17 protein-coding genes and 1 pseudogene are annotated in these 14,698 nt (G+C 69.0%); 7 read left to right on the top strand and 11 right to left on the bottom strand.

Going from position 1 to position 14,698, the window contains the following annotated elements:
* The first annotated feature begins 244 nt into the window (after positions 1–244).
* Positions 245–1,174: a Rossmann-like and DUF2520 domain-containing protein gene (locus tag CFB39_RS04685; RefSeq protein WP_089472308.1), complete on the top strand. Its 930-nt coding sequence runs from the start codon at positions 245–247 to the stop codon at positions 1,172–1,174.
* 71 nt (positions 1,175–1,245) lie between these two features.
* A complete protein-coding gene (locus CFB39_RS04680) occupies positions 1,246–1,809 on the top strand; it encodes a YggT family protein (RefSeq protein WP_089425861.1) in 564 nt (187 codons plus the stop codon).
* Positions 1,810–1,824: 15 nt separating this feature from the next.
* Here the strand turns inward: CFB39_RS04680 and CFB39_RS04675 are convergent, their stop codons facing one another.
* The 5 genes from CFB39_RS04675 to CFB39_RS04655 all read right to left on the bottom strand — a co-directional run bounded on the left by CFB39_RS04675 (position 1,825) and on the right by CFB39_RS04655 (position 4,818).
* The gene (locus tag CFB39_RS04675; protein WP_089473222.1) at positions 1,825–2,175 is read right to left on the bottom strand and encodes a DUF190 domain-containing protein; all 351 of its coding nucleotides are present in this window, start codon (positions 2,173–2,175) and stop codon (positions 1,825–1,827) included.
* Between the two features lie 23 nt (positions 2,176–2,198).
* On the bottom strand, positions 2,199–2,585 hold the full coding sequence (gene crcB, locus CFB39_RS04670) for a fluoride efflux transporter CrcB (protein WP_011351225.1): 387 nt from the start codon (positions 2,583–2,585) through the stop codon (positions 2,199–2,201).
* A 202-nt stretch (positions 2,586–2,787) separates the two neighbouring features.
* Complete coding sequence (locus CFB39_RS04665) at positions 2,788–3,657, bottom strand: Sir2 family NAD-dependent protein deacetylase (protein ID WP_089472307.1); 870 nt, start codon at positions 3,655–3,657, stop codon at positions 2,788–2,790.
* A 184-nt stretch (positions 3,658–3,841) separates the two neighbouring features.
* Positions 3,842–4,222 carry a DUF4406 domain-containing protein gene (locus tag CFB39_RS04660; RefSeq protein ID WP_089472306.1) on the bottom strand — a complete coding sequence of 127 codons (381 nt, stop codon included), beginning with the start codon at positions 4,220–4,222 and terminating at the stop codon, positions 3,842–3,844.
* On the bottom strand, positions 4,219–4,818 hold the full coding sequence (locus tag CFB39_RS04655) for an NUDIX domain-containing protein (RefSeq protein WP_089439421.1): 600 nt from the start codon (positions 4,816–4,818) through the stop codon (positions 4,219–4,221). The genes CFB39_RS04660 and CFB39_RS04655 overlap by 4 nt, the downstream gene beginning before the upstream one ends.
* Before the next feature lie 81 nt (positions 4,819–4,899).
* Between CFB39_RS04655 and CFB39_RS04650 the strand changes: the two genes are divergently transcribed.
* The 3 genes from CFB39_RS04650 to CFB39_RS04640 all read left to right on the top strand — a co-directional run bounded on the left by CFB39_RS04650 (position 4,900) and on the right by CFB39_RS04640 (position 7,031).
* The gene (locus CFB39_RS04650) at positions 4,900–5,655 is read left to right on the top strand and encodes a DeoR/GlpR family DNA-binding transcription regulator (RefSeq protein ID WP_089450074.1); all 756 of its coding nucleotides are present in this window, start codon (positions 4,900–4,902) and stop codon (positions 5,653–5,655) included.
* A 228-nt stretch (positions 5,656–5,883) separates the two neighbouring features.
* The gene (locus tag CFB39_RS04645; RefSeq protein WP_089472305.1) at positions 5,884–6,495 is read left to right on the top strand and encodes a chromate transporter; all 612 of its coding nucleotides are present in this window, start codon (positions 5,884–5,886) and stop codon (positions 6,493–6,495) included.
* Positions 6,492–7,031, top strand: a complete 540-nt coding sequence (locus tag CFB39_RS04640) for a chromate transporter (RefSeq protein ID WP_089472304.1) — start codon at positions 6,492–6,494, stop codon at positions 7,029–7,031. The genes CFB39_RS04645 and CFB39_RS04640 overlap by 4 nt, the downstream gene beginning before the upstream one ends.
* Before the next feature lie 119 nt (positions 7,032–7,150).
* Here CFB39_RS04640 and scpB read toward each other — a convergent pair whose 3' ends face one another.
* The 3 genes from scpB to CFB39_RS04625 form a co-directional block, all read right to left on the bottom strand.
* Positions 7,151–7,960 carry a methylmalonyl-CoA decarboxylase gene (gene scpB / locus CFB39_RS04635; RefSeq protein WP_089472303.1) on the bottom strand — a complete coding sequence of 270 codons (810 nt, stop codon included), beginning with the start codon at positions 7,958–7,960 and terminating at the stop codon, positions 7,151–7,153.
* A complete protein-coding gene (locus CFB39_RS04630) occupies positions 7,957–9,180 on the bottom strand; it encodes a CaiB/BaiF CoA-transferase family protein (protein WP_089472302.1) in 1,224 nt (407 codons plus the stop codon). The genes scpB and CFB39_RS04630 overlap by 4 nt, the downstream gene beginning before the upstream one ends.
* A 61-nt stretch (positions 9,181–9,241) precedes the next feature.
* Complete coding sequence (locus CFB39_RS04625) at positions 9,242–10,564, bottom strand: MFS transporter (protein ID WP_089472301.1); 1,323 nt, start codon at positions 10,562–10,564, stop codon at positions 9,242–9,244.
* A 169-nt stretch (positions 10,565–10,733) separates the two neighbouring features.
* On the opposite strand from CFB39_RS04625, the gene CFB39_RS04620 reads away from it, so the two are divergent.
* Complete coding sequence (locus tag CFB39_RS04620) at positions 10,734–11,666, top strand: LysR substrate-binding domain-containing protein (RefSeq protein WP_089473221.1); 933 nt, start codon at positions 10,734–10,736, stop codon at positions 11,664–11,666.
* 55 nt (positions 11,667–11,721) lie between these two features.
* Positions 11,722–12,366 (top strand): LysE/ArgO family amino acid transporter, encoded by a 645-nt coding sequence (locus CFB39_RS04615; protein WP_089472300.1) that lies wholly within the window; start codon positions 11,722–11,724, stop codon positions 12,364–12,366.
* Here the strand turns inward: CFB39_RS04615 and CFB39_RS04610 are convergent.
* The 3 genes and pseudogenes from CFB39_RS04610 to CFB39_RS04600 form a co-directional block, all read right to left on the bottom strand.
* The gene (locus CFB39_RS04610) at positions 12,352–13,512 is read right to left on the bottom strand and encodes a mandelate racemase/muconate lactonizing enzyme family protein (protein WP_089472299.1); all 1,161 of its coding nucleotides are present in this window, start codon (positions 13,510–13,512) and stop codon (positions 12,352–12,354) included. The two genes, CFB39_RS04615 and CFB39_RS04610, sit on opposite strands and share 15 nt — an antisense overlap.
* Before the next feature lie 116 nt (positions 13,513–13,628).
* Complete coding sequence (locus CFB39_RS04605; protein WP_089430721.1) at positions 13,629–14,093, bottom strand: hypothetical protein; 465 nt, start codon at positions 14,091–14,093, stop codon at positions 13,629–13,631.
* Between the two features lie 342 nt (positions 14,094–14,435).
* Positions 14,436–14,693 (bottom strand): annotated as a pseudogene (locus CFB39_RS04600) (cupin domain-containing protein); the annotation flags it as partial.
* Between the last annotated feature and the right edge of the window lie 5 nt (positions 14,694–14,698).

The following is a 14,698-nucleotide window of genomic DNA, read 5'->3' as shown; positions in this document are numbered from 1 at the left end:
TAATGAACGATTACAAATTTGAGACAAGATGCCGACATTTCAAGCCGGATAGCGAGGCGATATGTTTCGGGGTCGGATTCTCCGATCATGAATCGACCGCGGTGCCGGGCGGTGAAACTCGCGCCGATATGGCGCCGCATACCGATAAGCCAAGTCACGTCCCGGGCAGAAGCCACCCTTTCACGGCCCCGCGGTCATTCCTGCGATACTGGCGGTTGCTTCGTTTTCGCTTACATCCGCCGCCATGTCCGTTCCCGATACACCCCGCCTCGGCTTTATCGGCGCCGGCCGTCTCGCGCGCTGCGTCTCGCAACGCTTCGCGCGGGCCGGCTTTCCGGTCGTCGCGATCGCGAGCCGCACGCCCGCGTCGGCCGCGGCGCTCGCCGCGCGCATCGACGGCTGCCAGGCGGTCGACACGCCGCAGCAGGTTGCCGACGCCGCCGACCTGATCTTCCTGACCGTGCCCGACGACCATCTCGCGTCAGCCGCCGCCGCGCTGCACTTCGACGCGTCGCGCGCCGCGCAGCAAGCCGTCGTTCACTGCAGCGGCGCGTCGGCGGTCGCCCTGCTCGATCCGGCGAAACGGCAAGGCGCGGCCACCGGCGGCTTCCATCCGCTCTACCTGTTCGGCGGCACCGACGCCGACCTCGCCCGCATCGATGGCTGCTCGGTCACGATCGAAGCCGACGGCGCGTTGCACGCGACGCTGCTGCGACTTGCTGCCGCACTCGGCTGCCATCCGCTGTCGATTCCGGCCGGCGGCCGGATGCTCTATCACGCAGCCGCGCACTACGCGGCGAGCTTCGCGCTGTGCGGGCTGGCGGAAGCGGTCGAGCTGTGGCGCGGCCTCGGTTTCGACGAGGACGCCGCGCTGCGCGCACTGCTGCCGATGCTGGCCGGCACGATCGAGACCGCCCGCGACAAGGGGCTCGCGAACGCGCTCTCCGGCCCGGTGTCGCGCGGCGACACGGGCATCGTCGAACGCCAGTTGGCACTGCTTGAAACGCGCGGCGGCGATCACGCGACGCTGTACGCGCTGCTGACCCGCCGCGCGATCGCGCTCGCGGCACAGCGCGCCACGCCGCCGGCATCGCTGCCGGCGCTCGCCGAAGCCGTCGAAACGTCGCTCGCGCGCACCGCCGCACACCCCTCCCCGTCGCAAGACGAGGCGTGATAATGTGTCGGCCGATGCGCCGCCATCCGGCGTTGGCGGCCGCACGCTACTGACTAAAAAGGATGCCAACGATGTTCGGCGAGATCGCCCGTTTTCTGCTCAATACCGTCTTCACGCTGTTCGGCGCCGCGCTGATCCTGCGCGTCTGGATGCAGGCCGTCCGCGTGCCACCGTACAACCCCGTCACGCAGGCCGTGCTGCAGGCGACCAACTGGCTCGTGCTGCCGCTGCGCCGCGTCATCGCGGGCGTGCGCGGCATCGACTGGGCCAGCGTCGTCGCCGCGCTGCTCACCGCGCTCGTCTACGTCGTGCTGATGGTCGTGATGGCCGGCTTCGACCCAGCCGCGGTGATCGCGACGCTCGTCGTGGTCGCGCTGCTCACCGTCGTGAAGTGGGCGCTCAATCTCGTGATCTGGATGACGATCCTGATGGCGCTGCTGTCGTGGCTCAACCCGCGCTCGCCGGCGATGCCGATCCTCTACCAGCTGACCGCGCCGTTCCTGAACCCGCTGCGCCGCATCATCCCGAACCTCGGCGGCATCGACCTGTCGCCGATCCTGCTGTTCGTGATCGTGCAGGTGCTGCTGATGGTCGTCACGCGCGCCGCCGTGTCGCTGACGATGTTCGGCATCTGACGCCAACGTCGCACCCTACGCCGCCGGCCCCTGCGCCGGCGGTCCGCCGAGCGTGTCGATCACGCCGAAGCGCGCCGGCATCATCGCGTAGCACACACGCACCTTCTCGTGCGACAGCCGGTCGAGCAAGCGCTGCGCCTCGTCCTCGGTGACGATGAATTCGATCTCGATCGCGAGCGACCCCTGCAGTTCGAAGAAGCGGTCCTCGTGCAGCACGCGATGCTGGCCGAACCCGGCCATCGCGCGAAACGCGGAACCGCCCGCGACGCCCATCCGGTTCGCTTCCTCCAGCAGCCATTCCCACAGCGGCTTCCAGTGCAGCCGGTGCTTCTCGTGCACATAGAAGCGCAGGAAGATCTTGTCCATCGCACCCTCCGATGGCGGCACGCTCAGGCCGCCGCGAGCCACGCGCGCGCGGTCCACATGCCGAGCGCCGTCAGCGCGAACGATCCAGTCAAGTGTAGGGCAGCCACCGCAAACGCCCATCCGAATTCGCCCTGCACCGCATGCGTCATCACTTCGACCGAATAGGTCGAGAACGTCGTGAGGCCGCCGAGAAAGCCCGTGATCACGAACAGCCGCCATTCGGGCGGCAACCCGACGCGGGTCGTGAACACGACGGCGGCGATACCGATCACGTAGCCGCCGATCAGGTTCGCGGCGAGCGTGCCGAGCGGCACGGCGGGAAAGAATTCGTTGAGCGCGAGACTCAGGAACCAGCGCAGCAACGCGCCGAGCCCGGCGCCGACGAAGATCGCGACGATCGAATAGAACAAGGGCGCTCCCGGTCGAAGATGCGGCTGGAGTCAGCCGCCGGCCCCCGGTTGCCCGGGGCGAGATCCGCTCCCGGACGCCGATCGCGCGTGCGCGGGCGGCACACGCTGAACTGTATGCGGATTCGCCGCGCACCTGCAACGGCGACCGGCTGCGGGATGCCGGCCCGTTCGGGGCGTTCGGGTCGTGAGCCCGCCCGCAGGCTCACGCGCGTTGCCAGGCTGCGTCGAGCGCGCTCAGCGTCGCCAGCGCACCGCCCTTCAGGCCAATCACGTCCGCCCGGCGCGCATGCGCTTCGCGTGCGTTGATGCGGATCACGTCGGCGCCGAGCCGTTCGCCCAGCAGGCGCACGGTCGGGATCGCGGTGCCCGCGCCGATCTCGACCACGGCGACGCGCCCGGCCTGCGCGAGCCAATCTTCCAGCGCACGCTCCTGCGCGTCGTAACGCGCCCCGAGCCAGCCGGTGTCGCCGAACATCAGGATGTTCGGCCGCGCGAGGCCGCCACAATGCGGACAACGCGGCATGTCGCCGACGAGGCGGCAGGTGGCTTCGTCGACGTCCGGCACGAACGGCGCCGCCTCCCACGTGTCGTCCGAACAGGGGCGCAGGCACTGCATCGCGTGGATCGAACCGTGGATCTCGACGATCCGCGCCGGATCGAAGCCGGCTTTCTGGAACTGGCCGTCGACGTTGCTCGTCAGCACGAAGCCGCCGTTCGGCATCGCGTCGATCCAGCGGCGCAGGATCGCGAAGCCCGCATGCGGCTCCGTCGCGCGGTAAAGCGCGAGACGGTGCCCGTAGAAGCCCCACGCGAGCGGAGCGCGTGCCCGGAATGCATGCGGCGAGGCGATCTCGTGGAATTCGAAACGCTCGTGGCGCAGCGCCGGATACGCACGCCAGAAGCCGTCCGTGCCGCGAAAATCGGGCAGCCCGGAATCGACGCCAATACCGGCGCCGGCCGTCACGAGCAAGGCGTCGGCACGCGCGAGCGCGGCGACGGCGGCAGCGACGAGATCGGCTGGCAGTTGCGCGGCAGCAGCAGCTTTGGCGTCGGTGGAATCGGAGAACGGCATGGTGGGGCGGCGGTAACGTCGGGCGGTGCGCGGGTGGCGTCGCGATCATACGCCGGTTTGCGTGCGGCGCGGCATGCGCAATGCAACGGCTTGACCCGGTGCTCGCCCGGCTCAGAGTGATGCAGTCAGCCGGCCGATACCGAGGGCGGCCGGCGGCGCTCCGGCTGGCCGCCTCCCCGCCTGATCAGCTATCCGGATCGTCCTGCGCGACCGGAATGTCGTCGGCCGCGAAATAGACCGGCTTGCCGAGCTGTCTTGCAAGACCGACGTCCGTGTCCGCCCCGCGCGACGCGCCGTCGATGCGCAGCACCGCATCGCAGCGGCGCAGCAGCCGGTGCGCGGCCGGATACAGAAACGTCTCGCTGATCGCGTCGCCGACCTGTCGCGACCCGGCCGCGACGGCGAGCGGCAGCGACACCCATTCGCCGATCATCGGCACGTGTCCGCGGCGATACACGGCAAGCGCCGCCGCCTCCAGCCGGTGCAGGTTCGCGGCGATGCGCGCGGGGTCGCCGTCCGTGCCGCTGCGATAGGGGCCGGCGACCAGCACGAGCAGCGGCGTCATGCCGTGCGCGCGCCGGCGGTTTCCCGCAGCGCGACGTACTGGAGCAGCATGATTGTCTTCGCATCGACGATCTCGCCGCGCTCGATCGCGTCGAGCGCTGCCTGCAGCGGCATCTCGACGACCTCGAGATCCTCGCCCTCTTCCGCGACGCCGCCGCCGTCGCCGGTGCGCAGCGACGCATCGTATTCGCCGACGAAGAAATGCAGCTTCTCCGTCACCGAGCCGGGGCTCATGAATGCCTCGAACACCTTGCGTACGCCGCGCACGCGATAGCCGGTCTCCTCTTCGGCCTCCGCGCGGATGCGCGCTTCGGGCGTCGCGTCGTCGAGCAGGCCGGCAGCAGCCTCGAGCAGCATGCCGTCGTGCCCGCTGACGAACGCCGGCATCCGGAACTGCCGCGTCAGCAGCACGTCGCCCGTCCCGGCATTGCGCAGCAGGATGGTCGCGCCATGGCCGCGATCGTAGGTCTCGCGGCTCAGGCGCTGCCACGTTCCGTCGCGGCGCAGGAAATCGAACGTCACCTTCTTCAGCACATACCAGTCATCGGACAGCACCGTCGTATCGACGATGCGGACACGGTCTCGCGTTGCAGCCATCCCAGCCTCCGGTTCGACAAAAGACGGCGCCCATGGTAACGTGCACATTCGTGCAATTTCAAGAAAATTCGTGCAAACACGATGCTGACGACACAACGCAAGAAAGCGATCCTCGACGCACTCGCGCGCGACGGCCAGGTGCTGGCAGTCGAACTGAGCGCGCAATTCGGCGTGTCCGAAGATACTGTCCGCCGCGACCTGCGTGAGCTTGCGGCCGAAGGCCTGCTGCAGCGCGTGCATGGCGGTGCGCTGCCGGCGTCGCCCGCCGTTGCGCCGTTCGCGCAGCGCGAGGCGCTCGAGACGGCGGAGAAGCGGCGCATCGCGCGGCGGGCCGCGGAGATGATCGCACCCGGCCAGGTGGCGATCGTCGACGGCGGCACCACCTCGGCGCTGCTCGTCAGCCAGTTGCCGGCCGATCTGCGCGCGACGATCGTCACGCACAGCCCGAGTGTCGCGGTGGCGCTCGCCGCGCATCCGTCGATCGATGTGATCCTGATCGGCGGGCGGCTCTACAAGCATTCGATCGTGGCCGTCGGCGCGGCGGCGATGGAGGGCATTGCGCGCATTCATGCGGACCTGTACTTCATGGGCGTCACGGGCGTGCATCCGGTCGCGGGGCTCAGCACCGGCGATTTCGAGGAAGCGGCGATCAAGCGCGCGCTCGCCGAACGCGCGGCCGAGACGGTCGTGCTCGCGTCGCAGTCGAAGCTGCGCGCGGCGTCGCAGTTCGTGATCGGCGAGCTCACGCTGGCGCATACCGTCGTGGTCGAAAAGGAAACCGACGCCGCGCTGACGAAGCCGATCGAGGCGGCCGGGGTGACGGTCGTGCGTGCGTAGCGGCCAAGGGTTGCGTTCACGCGAATGCGCGGGATGCGTCGATGCGTTGATGCTTGATGTGCTGATGTACCGGGCCGATGGATGAACTCGATGAGCTGAGTGCACCGGAATGCACGCGTCGACTCGGCCGAAGGCTTTCATCACATCGCCGCCGAGCCCCTGTCAGCGTGCTGACAGGGTCCGCTTGCTAACATGGGCAACCGCCCAACCGCCACGCACCGCCCACCGATGCCGCCGCCCTCCTCCGCCACTTCACCTGCACCGCCAGCAGGCGACGCGCCGCCGCCCGGCGTCCTCGCGCTGTTCATCGCGTTCTCGCAGATCGGCCTGACCAGCTTCGGCGGCGGGCTCAGCGGGCGGATGATGCGCGACTTCGTCTACGAGCGGCGCTGGCTCGACGAGGAGGCGTTCCTCAACGGCCTCGCGCTGTCGCAAGCGCTGCCGGGTGTCAACGTGAAGAACCTCGCGATCTGGATCGGCTACCGGCTCGCCGGATGGCGCGGCGCGGTGGCCGGCTTCACCGGCATCATCGCGCCGCCCGCCGTGCTGATCGTGCTGTTCGGCATCGCATTCTCGACCCTCACGCGCTTTCCGCTCACGCACATCGCGCTCGCCGGCGCGGCGGCCGCGGCGATCGGGCTGTCGATCTCGATGGCGATCACCGCCGTGCGCCGGCTGCCGCGCCGCACGTTGCCGTTCGCGGTGATGGCGCTCACGTTCGTGTCGGTGGCCGTGCTGCACTGGCCGCTCGTGTGGACCGTGCTGGTGGGCGGCACGCTGAGCGTCGCGCTCGAATACCGCCGCGCGGCCGCGACGCCAGCCGGGAGCGACGCGCGATGACCGCATTGCAACGCTACACCGCGCTGTTCGGCGTGTTCGCGCCGCTGTCGATCGCGACGATCGGCGGCGGACAGGCGATCATCGCCGACATCCAGCGGCAGGTCGTCGACGTGCATCACTGGATGACCGCCGCGCAATTCGTGAACGACTTCGCGATCGCGCGGATGGCGCCGGGCCCCGGCTCGCTGCTGGCCACGTTGATCGGCTGGCAGGTCGCCGGCTTCTGGGGCGCGGTGATCGCGACGCTCGCGCTGTTCGGCCCGACCGCGTTCCTGATCTACGGCGTCGCGCATCTGTGGCGGCGGCACCAGGGCGCACGCTGGCAGATCGCGCTCGAGGCCGGCCTGCGCCCGGTCGCGGCGGGCATGATCCTCGCGTCGGTGTGGGTGCTGCTGCAGGCGCTCGACGGCGGCTGGGCCGCACGGGCAATCGCGGTTGCGTCGACGCTGTGCGTGATTTACACGCGCATTCACGCGCTGCTGCTGATCGCGATCGGCGCGCTGTTGCTCGTCGGCGTGCACGCGCTCGGCATGTGACGCGCGGCGACGCGGCACGCGACGTCGGCCGCGCATGACGCAACCGATACCTGCACAACGACACGCGCGCGTCCGCACGCTTTTCACCGCTCGCGCGCCTCGCTCGCACAACCCGTCGCCTAGACGCCGCGAAACACCGGCGCGCGACGTTCCGAAAACGCACGCAGCCCTTCGTCGAAATCCGCGCCTTCGCACGCTTGCCGGCGAAACTCGGCAATCCGTTCGAACGCATCGGCCGGCAACGGCCGCGCGTCCTGCAGCACGCGCAATTGCTCCTTCACGGCGTACACGGCGAGCGGCGCCTTCGCGGCGATCGTGCGCGCGACGTCGAGCGCCGTATCGTCGACGCCGCCCGCGTCGGCCAGCCGGTTCACGAGCCCGTGATGCGCGGCGCGCTCCGCATCGAGCGGCTGCGCGCAGAAGAACATCTCCTTCAACACGTGGATCGGCAGGTTGTCGTAGAAGCGCAGCAGGCCGCTCGTCGAATACGGCAGGCCGATGTTCGCGGGCGTCATCGCGAAACGCGCGTCGCGCGCCGCGACCACCAGGTCGCAGCTCATCACGAGATCGACCGCCCCGCCCCACGCCGAACCCGACACCGCCGCGATCACCGCGCCCGGATAGGTCCGCACGCGCCGCAGCGCCCGTTCGAGCGGCTTGCCGTAGGCGAGCGGATCGCGATCGTCGGCCAGTTCGCGCAGGTCGTGCCCCGCGCTCCACACGTCGCCGCTGCCGTCGTTCGACAGGATCACGACGGGTGGCGGACGGTGTTCGGCCAGTGCATCGAGGTGCGCCACGAGCGCATCGAGCAACGGTGCATCGAGCGCATGCCGTCGCGCCGGATTCGCGAACCGCACGCGCGCGATCCGCTCGCCGACCCTGTCGACCGTCACGTTCGACGCCCCTTCGTGTTTCGTCGTGTCGCTCATTGCACGGCCTCCGCCAGCGCTTCCGCCTGGAAGATCGCACGCTCGGCCAGCAGTGCGTCGATCGCATCGTCGCCGTAGCCCGCTTCGCGCAGCACGTCGACCGTATGCTCGCCGAGCAGCGGCGGCGCATGGCGCGTGCGCGGCGCCAGCATCTCGTCGCCCATCCCGCCGAGCGGCGTGACGACCTGGCGCAGCGTGCCGAGCGTCGGATGCGCGACCGGCTCGACCAGCCCGCAATGCGCGAGCTGCGGATCGTCGAACACTTCGTCGAGCGTGTTGATCGGCCCGGCCGGCAGCCCGGCTTCGACGAAACGCTGCGTCCATTCGCGCTTGCCGCGCGTGCGCAGCCGGCTTTCGAGCAACGCTTTCAGTGCATCGCGGTGTGCGACGCGCGCATCGTTGGTCGCGAAGCGCGGATCGTTCGGCAGCTCGGGCAGGTCCAGCAACTGGCACAGCCGCAGCCACATGTCGGTCGTGATCGGTGCGAGGTTGAGCGGCCCGTCGGCCGTCTCGAACACGCCGTACGGCGCGATCACCGCATGCGCATTGCCGGTGCGCCGCGGCACGTCGCCGAGGCTCAGGTAGCGTTGCCCGTGCACGCTCAGCAGCGAAACGAGGCTTTCGAGCAGCGACGTACCGACATGCTGCCCGCGCCCGGTGCGCTCACGCTCGTACAGCGCGGCCATCACGCCGGTCGCGACCCACATCCCCGAGCTGAGATCGCCGATCGCGGTGCCCGTGCGGGTCGGCTCGCCGTCGGGAAAACCGGTGAGGCTCATCAGCCCCGCATAGCCCTGCGCGATCTGGTCGAAGCCCGGCCAGTCACGCAACGGGCCGCGCGGGCCGAACGCGGTGACGCTGCCCATCACGAGCCGCGAATCGCGCGCACTCAGCGCGGCATAGCCGAGCCCCATCGCGCCCATCGTGCCCGCCTTGAAATTCTCGATCACGACATCGGCCTGCGCGATCAGCCGGCGCACGACGTCGAGGCCGGCCGGCTGCCGGAAATCCACGCAGATGCCGCGCTTGTTGCGGTTGCAGGACAGGTAGTACGTGCTCACGCCGCGATCGAACGGCCCCCATGCGCGGCTCATGTCGCCGTGCGGCCCCGACTCGACCTTGATCACGTCGGCGCCGAGGTCGGCGAGCACCATCGAGCAGAACGGCCCCGACAGCGCGCGGCTCAGATCGACGACCCTGATTCCTTGTAATGCCTGCATTCCGGACTCCTGATATTGATGACGGGGTGTGGCTTGTTGTCGGACGATCGCGGCGTGCTGCTCATTCGGGCAATGTCTGATGACGCGTTTCGACCGCGAACGGCAGGATCAGGATGCCGAGCCCGAACACGGCCGCGGTCCATGCGACCGGCACGCCGAGCGAGCCGTAGCCGTGTATCGCGGCGCCGAGCAGGAAGTTCACGCCCGCGCCGATGAAGCGGCCGACCGACGCGTTGAACGCGAACGCGGTGGCCCGTACGCGCGTCGGGTACTGCTCGGGCAGCCATAGCGAGAAAATCGCGAAATTGCCGCCGAAGAAACCGAGGAACGCGAGCGACACCATGAACGCCGCGAGCCCGTTCGGCTGGTAGAACGCCCAGCCGAACGCGAACACGATCGATGCGGCCATGCCCGCGAAATACACGCCGAGCGCGGTGCGCCGGCCGAGCCGTTCGGACAGCCACGGCGCCACCAGGCAGCCGGCGATCGTCGCGCACGACAGGATCGCCGCGCCGATCGATGCAAGCCGCATCGCGCCGATGTGGTCGATGCCCGCGCGCGCCGCCAGCGTGCTGACCGCGCTCGCCTCGTACACGGAGCCGGCCCACAGCCCGACGATCGCGACGCCGACGAGGCTCGCGCTCGTCACCGTGCGGCGCAGGAAGGCCGGCGCGAAGATCTCGCGCAGCGGATGGGCGCGTCGTGCGTCGGCCACGTCGCCGTCGCGTGCGTCATGCCGGCGCCACTGGCCGGGCTCCTTCACGCGCATCACGGTGAACACCGCGAGCAGCGCGGGCGCGAGCCCGCACAGGAACATCGCGCGCCACCCGTAGGTCGCGCCGATCGTGTAGTTCAGGCACGCCGCGATGAAGAAGCCGAAGTAGTAGCCCGTCTGCAGATAGCCCGCACCCATCTTGCGGCGGTCTTCCGGCCAGCTTTCGGCGACGTAGGTGCCCGCGAGCGCCCATTCGCCGCCGACGCCGATCCCGGCGATCAGCCGGCACGCGGCCAGCGCCCACACGTCGTGCACGAACGCAGCTGCGCCAGTGAACACCGAGTAGATCAGGATGCTCGCGGCGAGCGTGCGCACGCGGCCGAAGCGGTCGGCGAGCGGGCCCCAGATGAACGACAGCCCCCAGCCGATCAGGAACAGCGCGAACAGGATCGAGCCGTACATCCCGAGATTCGCGGGCGTCGCCGCGATGCCGGACGCCGGCAGCAGTTCGGTCAGCGCCGGAATCAGCACCAGCGCGTAGATCACCGAATCCACGCCGTCGAGCACCCAGCCCGCATACACGGCCCAGAAGCCCTTGACCTGCTCGCGCGTGAGCGGCGTGCGCCGCGGCTTCGCGCCGGCCGCCGGCGCGTCGATCGCCTTGAACATCTTCGTCTCCTTGCCGGCAGGGCCGGCGCTTTTGCCGCGTCCGGTCCGGGATGGCCGGGAGGCTGGCTCTTTTGTGAGACGAGTATAGAAACACCATCGATCGGGGAAAAATATGATATTCATCTCGCTCGATCGGATTCGCTTATGGCTCGAAACGGGAGGGGCGACGATGGACTTGAGGCAGTTGCGCTATTTCGTGAAGGTCGTCGAATGCGGCAACGTCACGCATGCGAGCGAGGCGCTGCATGTCGCGCAGCCGGCGGTCAGCCAGCAGATGCGCAATCTCGAACAGGATCTCGGGATGCAGCTGCTCGAACGCAGCGTGCGCGGCGTCGCGCCGACCGCCGCCGGCCGCACGCTGTACCAGCACGCGCTCGAGCTGCTGCGCCAGGCCGACGGCACGCGCGAGCTGCTGCGCCGCGACGCCGAGACGCCGCAGGGCCGCGTGACGGTCGGCATGCCGTCCAGCACCGCGCGCGTGCTGGCCATCCCGCTCGCCCGCGCGGTGCGCGACCGCTTTCCCGGCATCATGCTGGAGCTGATCGAGGCGCCGAGCGCCGATCTCGACACGCTGCTCGAACGCACGCGGCTCGATCTCGCGATCGTCGTCGACGCGGTCGACACGCGCGGCATCGCGGTTCACCGGCTGCTGACGGAAACGCTGTACCTGATCACGTGGCCCGGGTTCCCGGTGCCGGACGATCCCGTGCCGCTCGACGCGATCGCGCGGATGCCGCTCGTGCTGCCGAGCGCGCCGAACACGATCCGCAACCGCGTCGACTGGGCGATGCGCGAGGCCGGGCTGTCGTACGAGATCAGCTTCGAGGCGAGCTCGACCGGGCTGCTGTTCGCGGCCGTGATGGCGCAGCTCGGCGTGACGATCCTGCCGTGGACGGCCGCGCACGTCGAGATCGAGGAGCGCAAGCTCAAGCTGTCGACGGTCGCGCACCGGCTGTTCGCGCGCGACCTGTCGCTGTGCTGGCACGATACGGCGCTCGTCAGCAACGCGGTGCAGAAGGTGAAGGCGGAGATCGTCCGGCTGTTCGACACGCTCGGGCAGCGGCCCGAGTGGGCATTGACAACGCCCCCGGGCGCCCCTTAACGTTTCGTTCATCGTAACCCTCACCGGTTCAGCTTAAGAGGTTGTCGGCCCGCTCGTGCTCGACACCTCTGCCTTCACCGAAGGCCTGCTGCTTGGCGCCGGACTGTTCACGTCCGTCGGCCCCAAGGACGCTTTCGTCATCAAGCGCTCGATCTCGAGCCCCCATCTGCTTTCCATCGCCCTCGTCTGCGCAGGCAGCGATGCGCTGCTGATCGTGCTCGGCGCGCAGGGGTTGTCGTCGTTGCTGTCGCAACATCCCGGCGTGGCGTCGGCCGCGCTGTGGGCCGGCATCGCGTATCTCGCCGGCTATGGCCTGCTCGCGCTGCGCTCGGCTATCTGGCGACGACAGCCGGAGCACGTCGACGGTCCGCGCACGGGCAGCGAACCCACGCGCTCGCGCACGGTGCTCGCGACCGCCGCCGTCTCGCTGCTCAATCCGTATGCGTGGATCGACACCGTGCTGCTCCTCGGCACCGTGATCGTGAGCCACACGCCCGCCGCACGCGCGCCGTTTGCGATCGGCGCGATGACCGCTTCGCTCGCGTGGTTCCTGATGCTCACGTATGGCGCCCGCGCATGCCGCGCGTGGTTCGCCCGCACGCTCGCGTGGCGCATGCTCGATTGCTTCGTCGCGGTGATGATGCTGGGCTTCGCGGTGCGTTTCGCGATCGATGCACTGCGGGCGTCAGCGGCCCGATAACGTGCGAAACACGTCGTGCGCGCCGGCATGCAGCTCGAAGCCGATGCCCGGCGCTTGCGGCACGCGTGCGTATCCGGCGTCGACGCTTGCGCCATCGGCCAGTCCGCTGAACGGATGAAACGCGAACGGACTGACTTCCGCACCGCCGAGCCCGAGCGCCGCGACGACGTGCAGCGAGAACAGATGGCCGCCATGCGGCCAGAACGCATCGCGCCGCCAGCCGCGCGATGCGAAGTGCTCGACGATCTGCAGATAGCCCGGCAGCCCGTAGCCATGCACCGGATCGAACACGAGCACGTCGCGCTCGGGGCGCAGGCCGCCGTAGCGGTCGAGCAGCTTCGCTTCCGCGAGCGAGAACAGCGCCTCGCCGGCCGCGATCGGCGGTGCGTAGCGCGTGGCGATGTCCGCCTGGAGCGGCAGGTCGAGCGGATCGCAGATGTCCTCGAACCACCAGAGATCGAACGGCGCGAGCATCGCGGCAGCGGCTTCGACGGTCGTCGCGTCGTACGTGTTCATCGCGTCGACCGCGAGGTGCGAACTGTCCGCCAATTGCGTGGCGGCCGCTTCGATGCGTCTGCGGTCCTGATCGAGATCCGCGCCGCCGATCTTGATCTTCGCGTGCGTGTAGCCGAGATCGGCAATGCGGCGCATTTCGTCCGACAGACGCGCGAGATCGTCATGCGGATAGCGGTAGCCGCCACCCGCATACACACGCACGCTTAGGGCGGCCGTGCGTTCAAGTCGGTCGGCGAGAAAGGAAGCGAGCGGCAGGTCGGCGATCTTCGCGGCGGCATCCCAGATCGCCATGTCGAGCGTGCCGACTGCGACGCATCGTTCTCCGTGCCCACCGGGCTTCTCGCCGGCCATCATCGCGCACCATGCGCGGAACGGGTCGAGGTTCGTGCCGGCTTCGTCGGCGAGTGAGTCGGCCGCGGCCAGCAGGCGCGGCGCGAACCGTTCGCGAATCAGGCCGCCCTGCGCGAAACGGCCGATCGACGCGTAGCCGTAGCCCGTCACCGGGCGGCCATCGCGCACGACGTCGGTGGTAACCGCGACAACGCTCGTCGTCAGGCCGCCGGACGGGATCGCCGGATCGGCATAGCGGGACACGGGAATCGCTCGTTCGTGGATCGCGGTGATGCGCATGGTCGGGGTTCCGATGGTGGCAGCCGAGGCGCTGGCAAACGACGTACGCGATGCGGCCGTAACAGTGGGCGGACCGCTGCATCATAGGCGCTGTCGCCGCACGCTGCAGGCGAGCGTTACCGTGGCGGACGATCGTGCTGCAGCCGCTGCGTGATCGCCGAGAAGTCGGCCTGGATCACGGCGAAGATGAACGCGGTCGACATCCCGAACAGCAGCACGCCGCACGACGATTCGATCGCGCCGAGCATTCGCCAGTTCGCGGCGGGCACGATGCCTGACGCGCCCCGCGTCGACATCGCGTCGATCGAGAAGAACAGCGCATCGCTGAAGGAACCGATCGCACCGACCTGCACGAGCGTCGCGCCCCACGCGATCGCCTCCAGCGTATGGAGCAGCCCGAGCGCGATGCAGATCAGCGCGATGATGCCCGTCACCTGGCGCAGTTGTTGGTGGATGTCGTCGCGGCGCACGTCGAGCGCTTCGCGAAGCCGGCGCGCGACAACCGCCAGGCCGACCATCGCCGCGGTGTGCACGAGGATCGTGGTCATGCCGAGCAGGATGCCGATCGTCCAGCTTTCCATGGGAGGCCTTTGGGGTCGGGGGCGGCAGCGGGGATGGGCGAAAGATTAACACCGGCGCCGCGCAATGGCGCGGGCGGGTGGCAATGGGTTTCCGGTGGCGGCGCCGGGCGCGACGTCAGGCCATGCAATCGGCACGCTCGGCACTTCCGACCCTTTCGGGAACGACGCTTGATATGTGCGCCTGCTCAGCCTCGCTGAAAGAAACGCGACCACGCTCGACGAGCTGTTTCCGAACCGGAACGCGTTCCGTGGAGCCGGAATCATCTGCGTGCCCTCCCGGCTCCGGGAACCGGGAAGGGATCCGGCGACGCAGGGATGCGTCGCTCGAATCGACCGGCCCGCTCAGGCAAAGACGAAGTACTTGCGCACCGTTTCCACCACTTCCCACGTGCCTTTCATGCCGGGTTCGATCACGAACACGTCGCCGGCCTTCAGGTGCACCGCCTCCTCGCCTTCCGGCGTGATGATGCAGTAGCCGTCGAGAAAGTGGCAGTACTCCCATTTTTCATAGTTCACCTCGAACTTGCCCGGCGTGCAGATCCAGGTACCCATGATCTTGCTGCCGTCCTTCGAGAGGTAGGCGTTCAGGTGAGGCTGGCCCAATT

It is taken from the genome of Burkholderia sp. AU6039 (genome assembly GCF_002223365.1).
Classification (GTDB): Bacteria; Pseudomonadota; Gammaproteobacteria; order Burkholderiales; family Burkholderiaceae; genus Burkholderia.
Note: the sequence above shows the minus strand (reverse complement) of the source record. Positions and strands in the feature narration are given on the sequence as shown.

Bases quoted from the DNA above. Each gene is read 5' to 3' on its own strand.
- CFB39_RS04680 (WP_089425861.1), top strand. From the start codon at position 1,246: ATGTTCGGCGAGATCGCCCGTTTTCTGCTCAATACCGTCTTCACGCTG.
- CFB39_RS04650 (WP_089450074.1), top strand. From the start codon at position 4,900: ATGCTGACGACACAACGCAAGAAAGCGATCCTCGACGCACTCGCGCGC.
- CFB39_RS04640 (WP_089472304.1), top strand. From the start codon at position 6,492: ATGACCGCATTGCAACGCTACACCGCGCTGTTCGGCGTGTTCGCGCCG.
- CFB39_RS04665 (WP_089472307.1), bottom strand. From the start codon at position 3,657: ATGCCGTTCTCCGATTCCACCGACGCCAAAGCTGCTGCTGCCGCGCAA.
- CFB39_RS04605 (WP_089430721.1), bottom strand. From the start codon at position 14,093: ATGGAAAGCTGGACGATCGGCATCCTGCTCGGCATGACCACGATCCTC.
- CFB39_RS04630 (WP_089472302.1), bottom strand. From the start codon at position 9,180: ATGCAGGCATTACAAGGAATCAGGGTCGTCGATCTGAGCCGCGCGCTG.
- CFB39_RS04620 (WP_089473221.1), top strand. From the start codon at position 10,734: ATGGACTTGAGGCAGTTGCGCTATTTCGTGAAGGTCGTCGAATGCGGC.
- CFB39_RS04655 (WP_089439421.1), bottom strand. From the start codon at position 4,818: ATGGCTGCAACGCGAGACCGTGTCCGCATCGTCGATACGACGGTGCTG.
- CFB39_RS04610 (WP_089472299.1), bottom strand. From the start codon at position 13,512: ATGCGCATCACCGCGATCCACGAACGAGCGATTCCCGTGTCCCGCTAT.
- CFB39_RS04685 (WP_089472308.1), top strand. From the start codon at position 245: ATGTCCGTTCCCGATACACCCCGCCTCGGCTTTATCGGCGCCGGCCGT.
- CFB39_RS04660 (WP_089472306.1), bottom strand. From the start codon at position 4,222: ATGACGCCGCTGCTCGTGCTGGTCGCCGGCCCCTATCGCAGCGGCACG.
- CFB39_RS04625 (WP_089472301.1), bottom strand. From the start codon at position 10,564: ATGTTCAAGGCGATCGACGCGCCGGCGGCCGGCGCGAAGCCGCGGCGC.
- scpB (WP_089472303.1), bottom strand. From the start codon at position 7,960: ATGAGCGACACGACGAAACACGAAGGGGCGTCGAACGTGACGGTCGAC.
- CFB39_RS04675 (WP_089473222.1), bottom strand. From the start codon at position 2,175: ATGGACAAGATCTTCCTGCGCTTCTATGTGCACGAGAAGCACCGGCTG.
- CFB39_RS04645 (WP_089472305.1), top strand. From the start codon at position 5,884: ATGCCGCCGCCCTCCTCCGCCACTTCACCTGCACCGCCAGCAGGCGAC.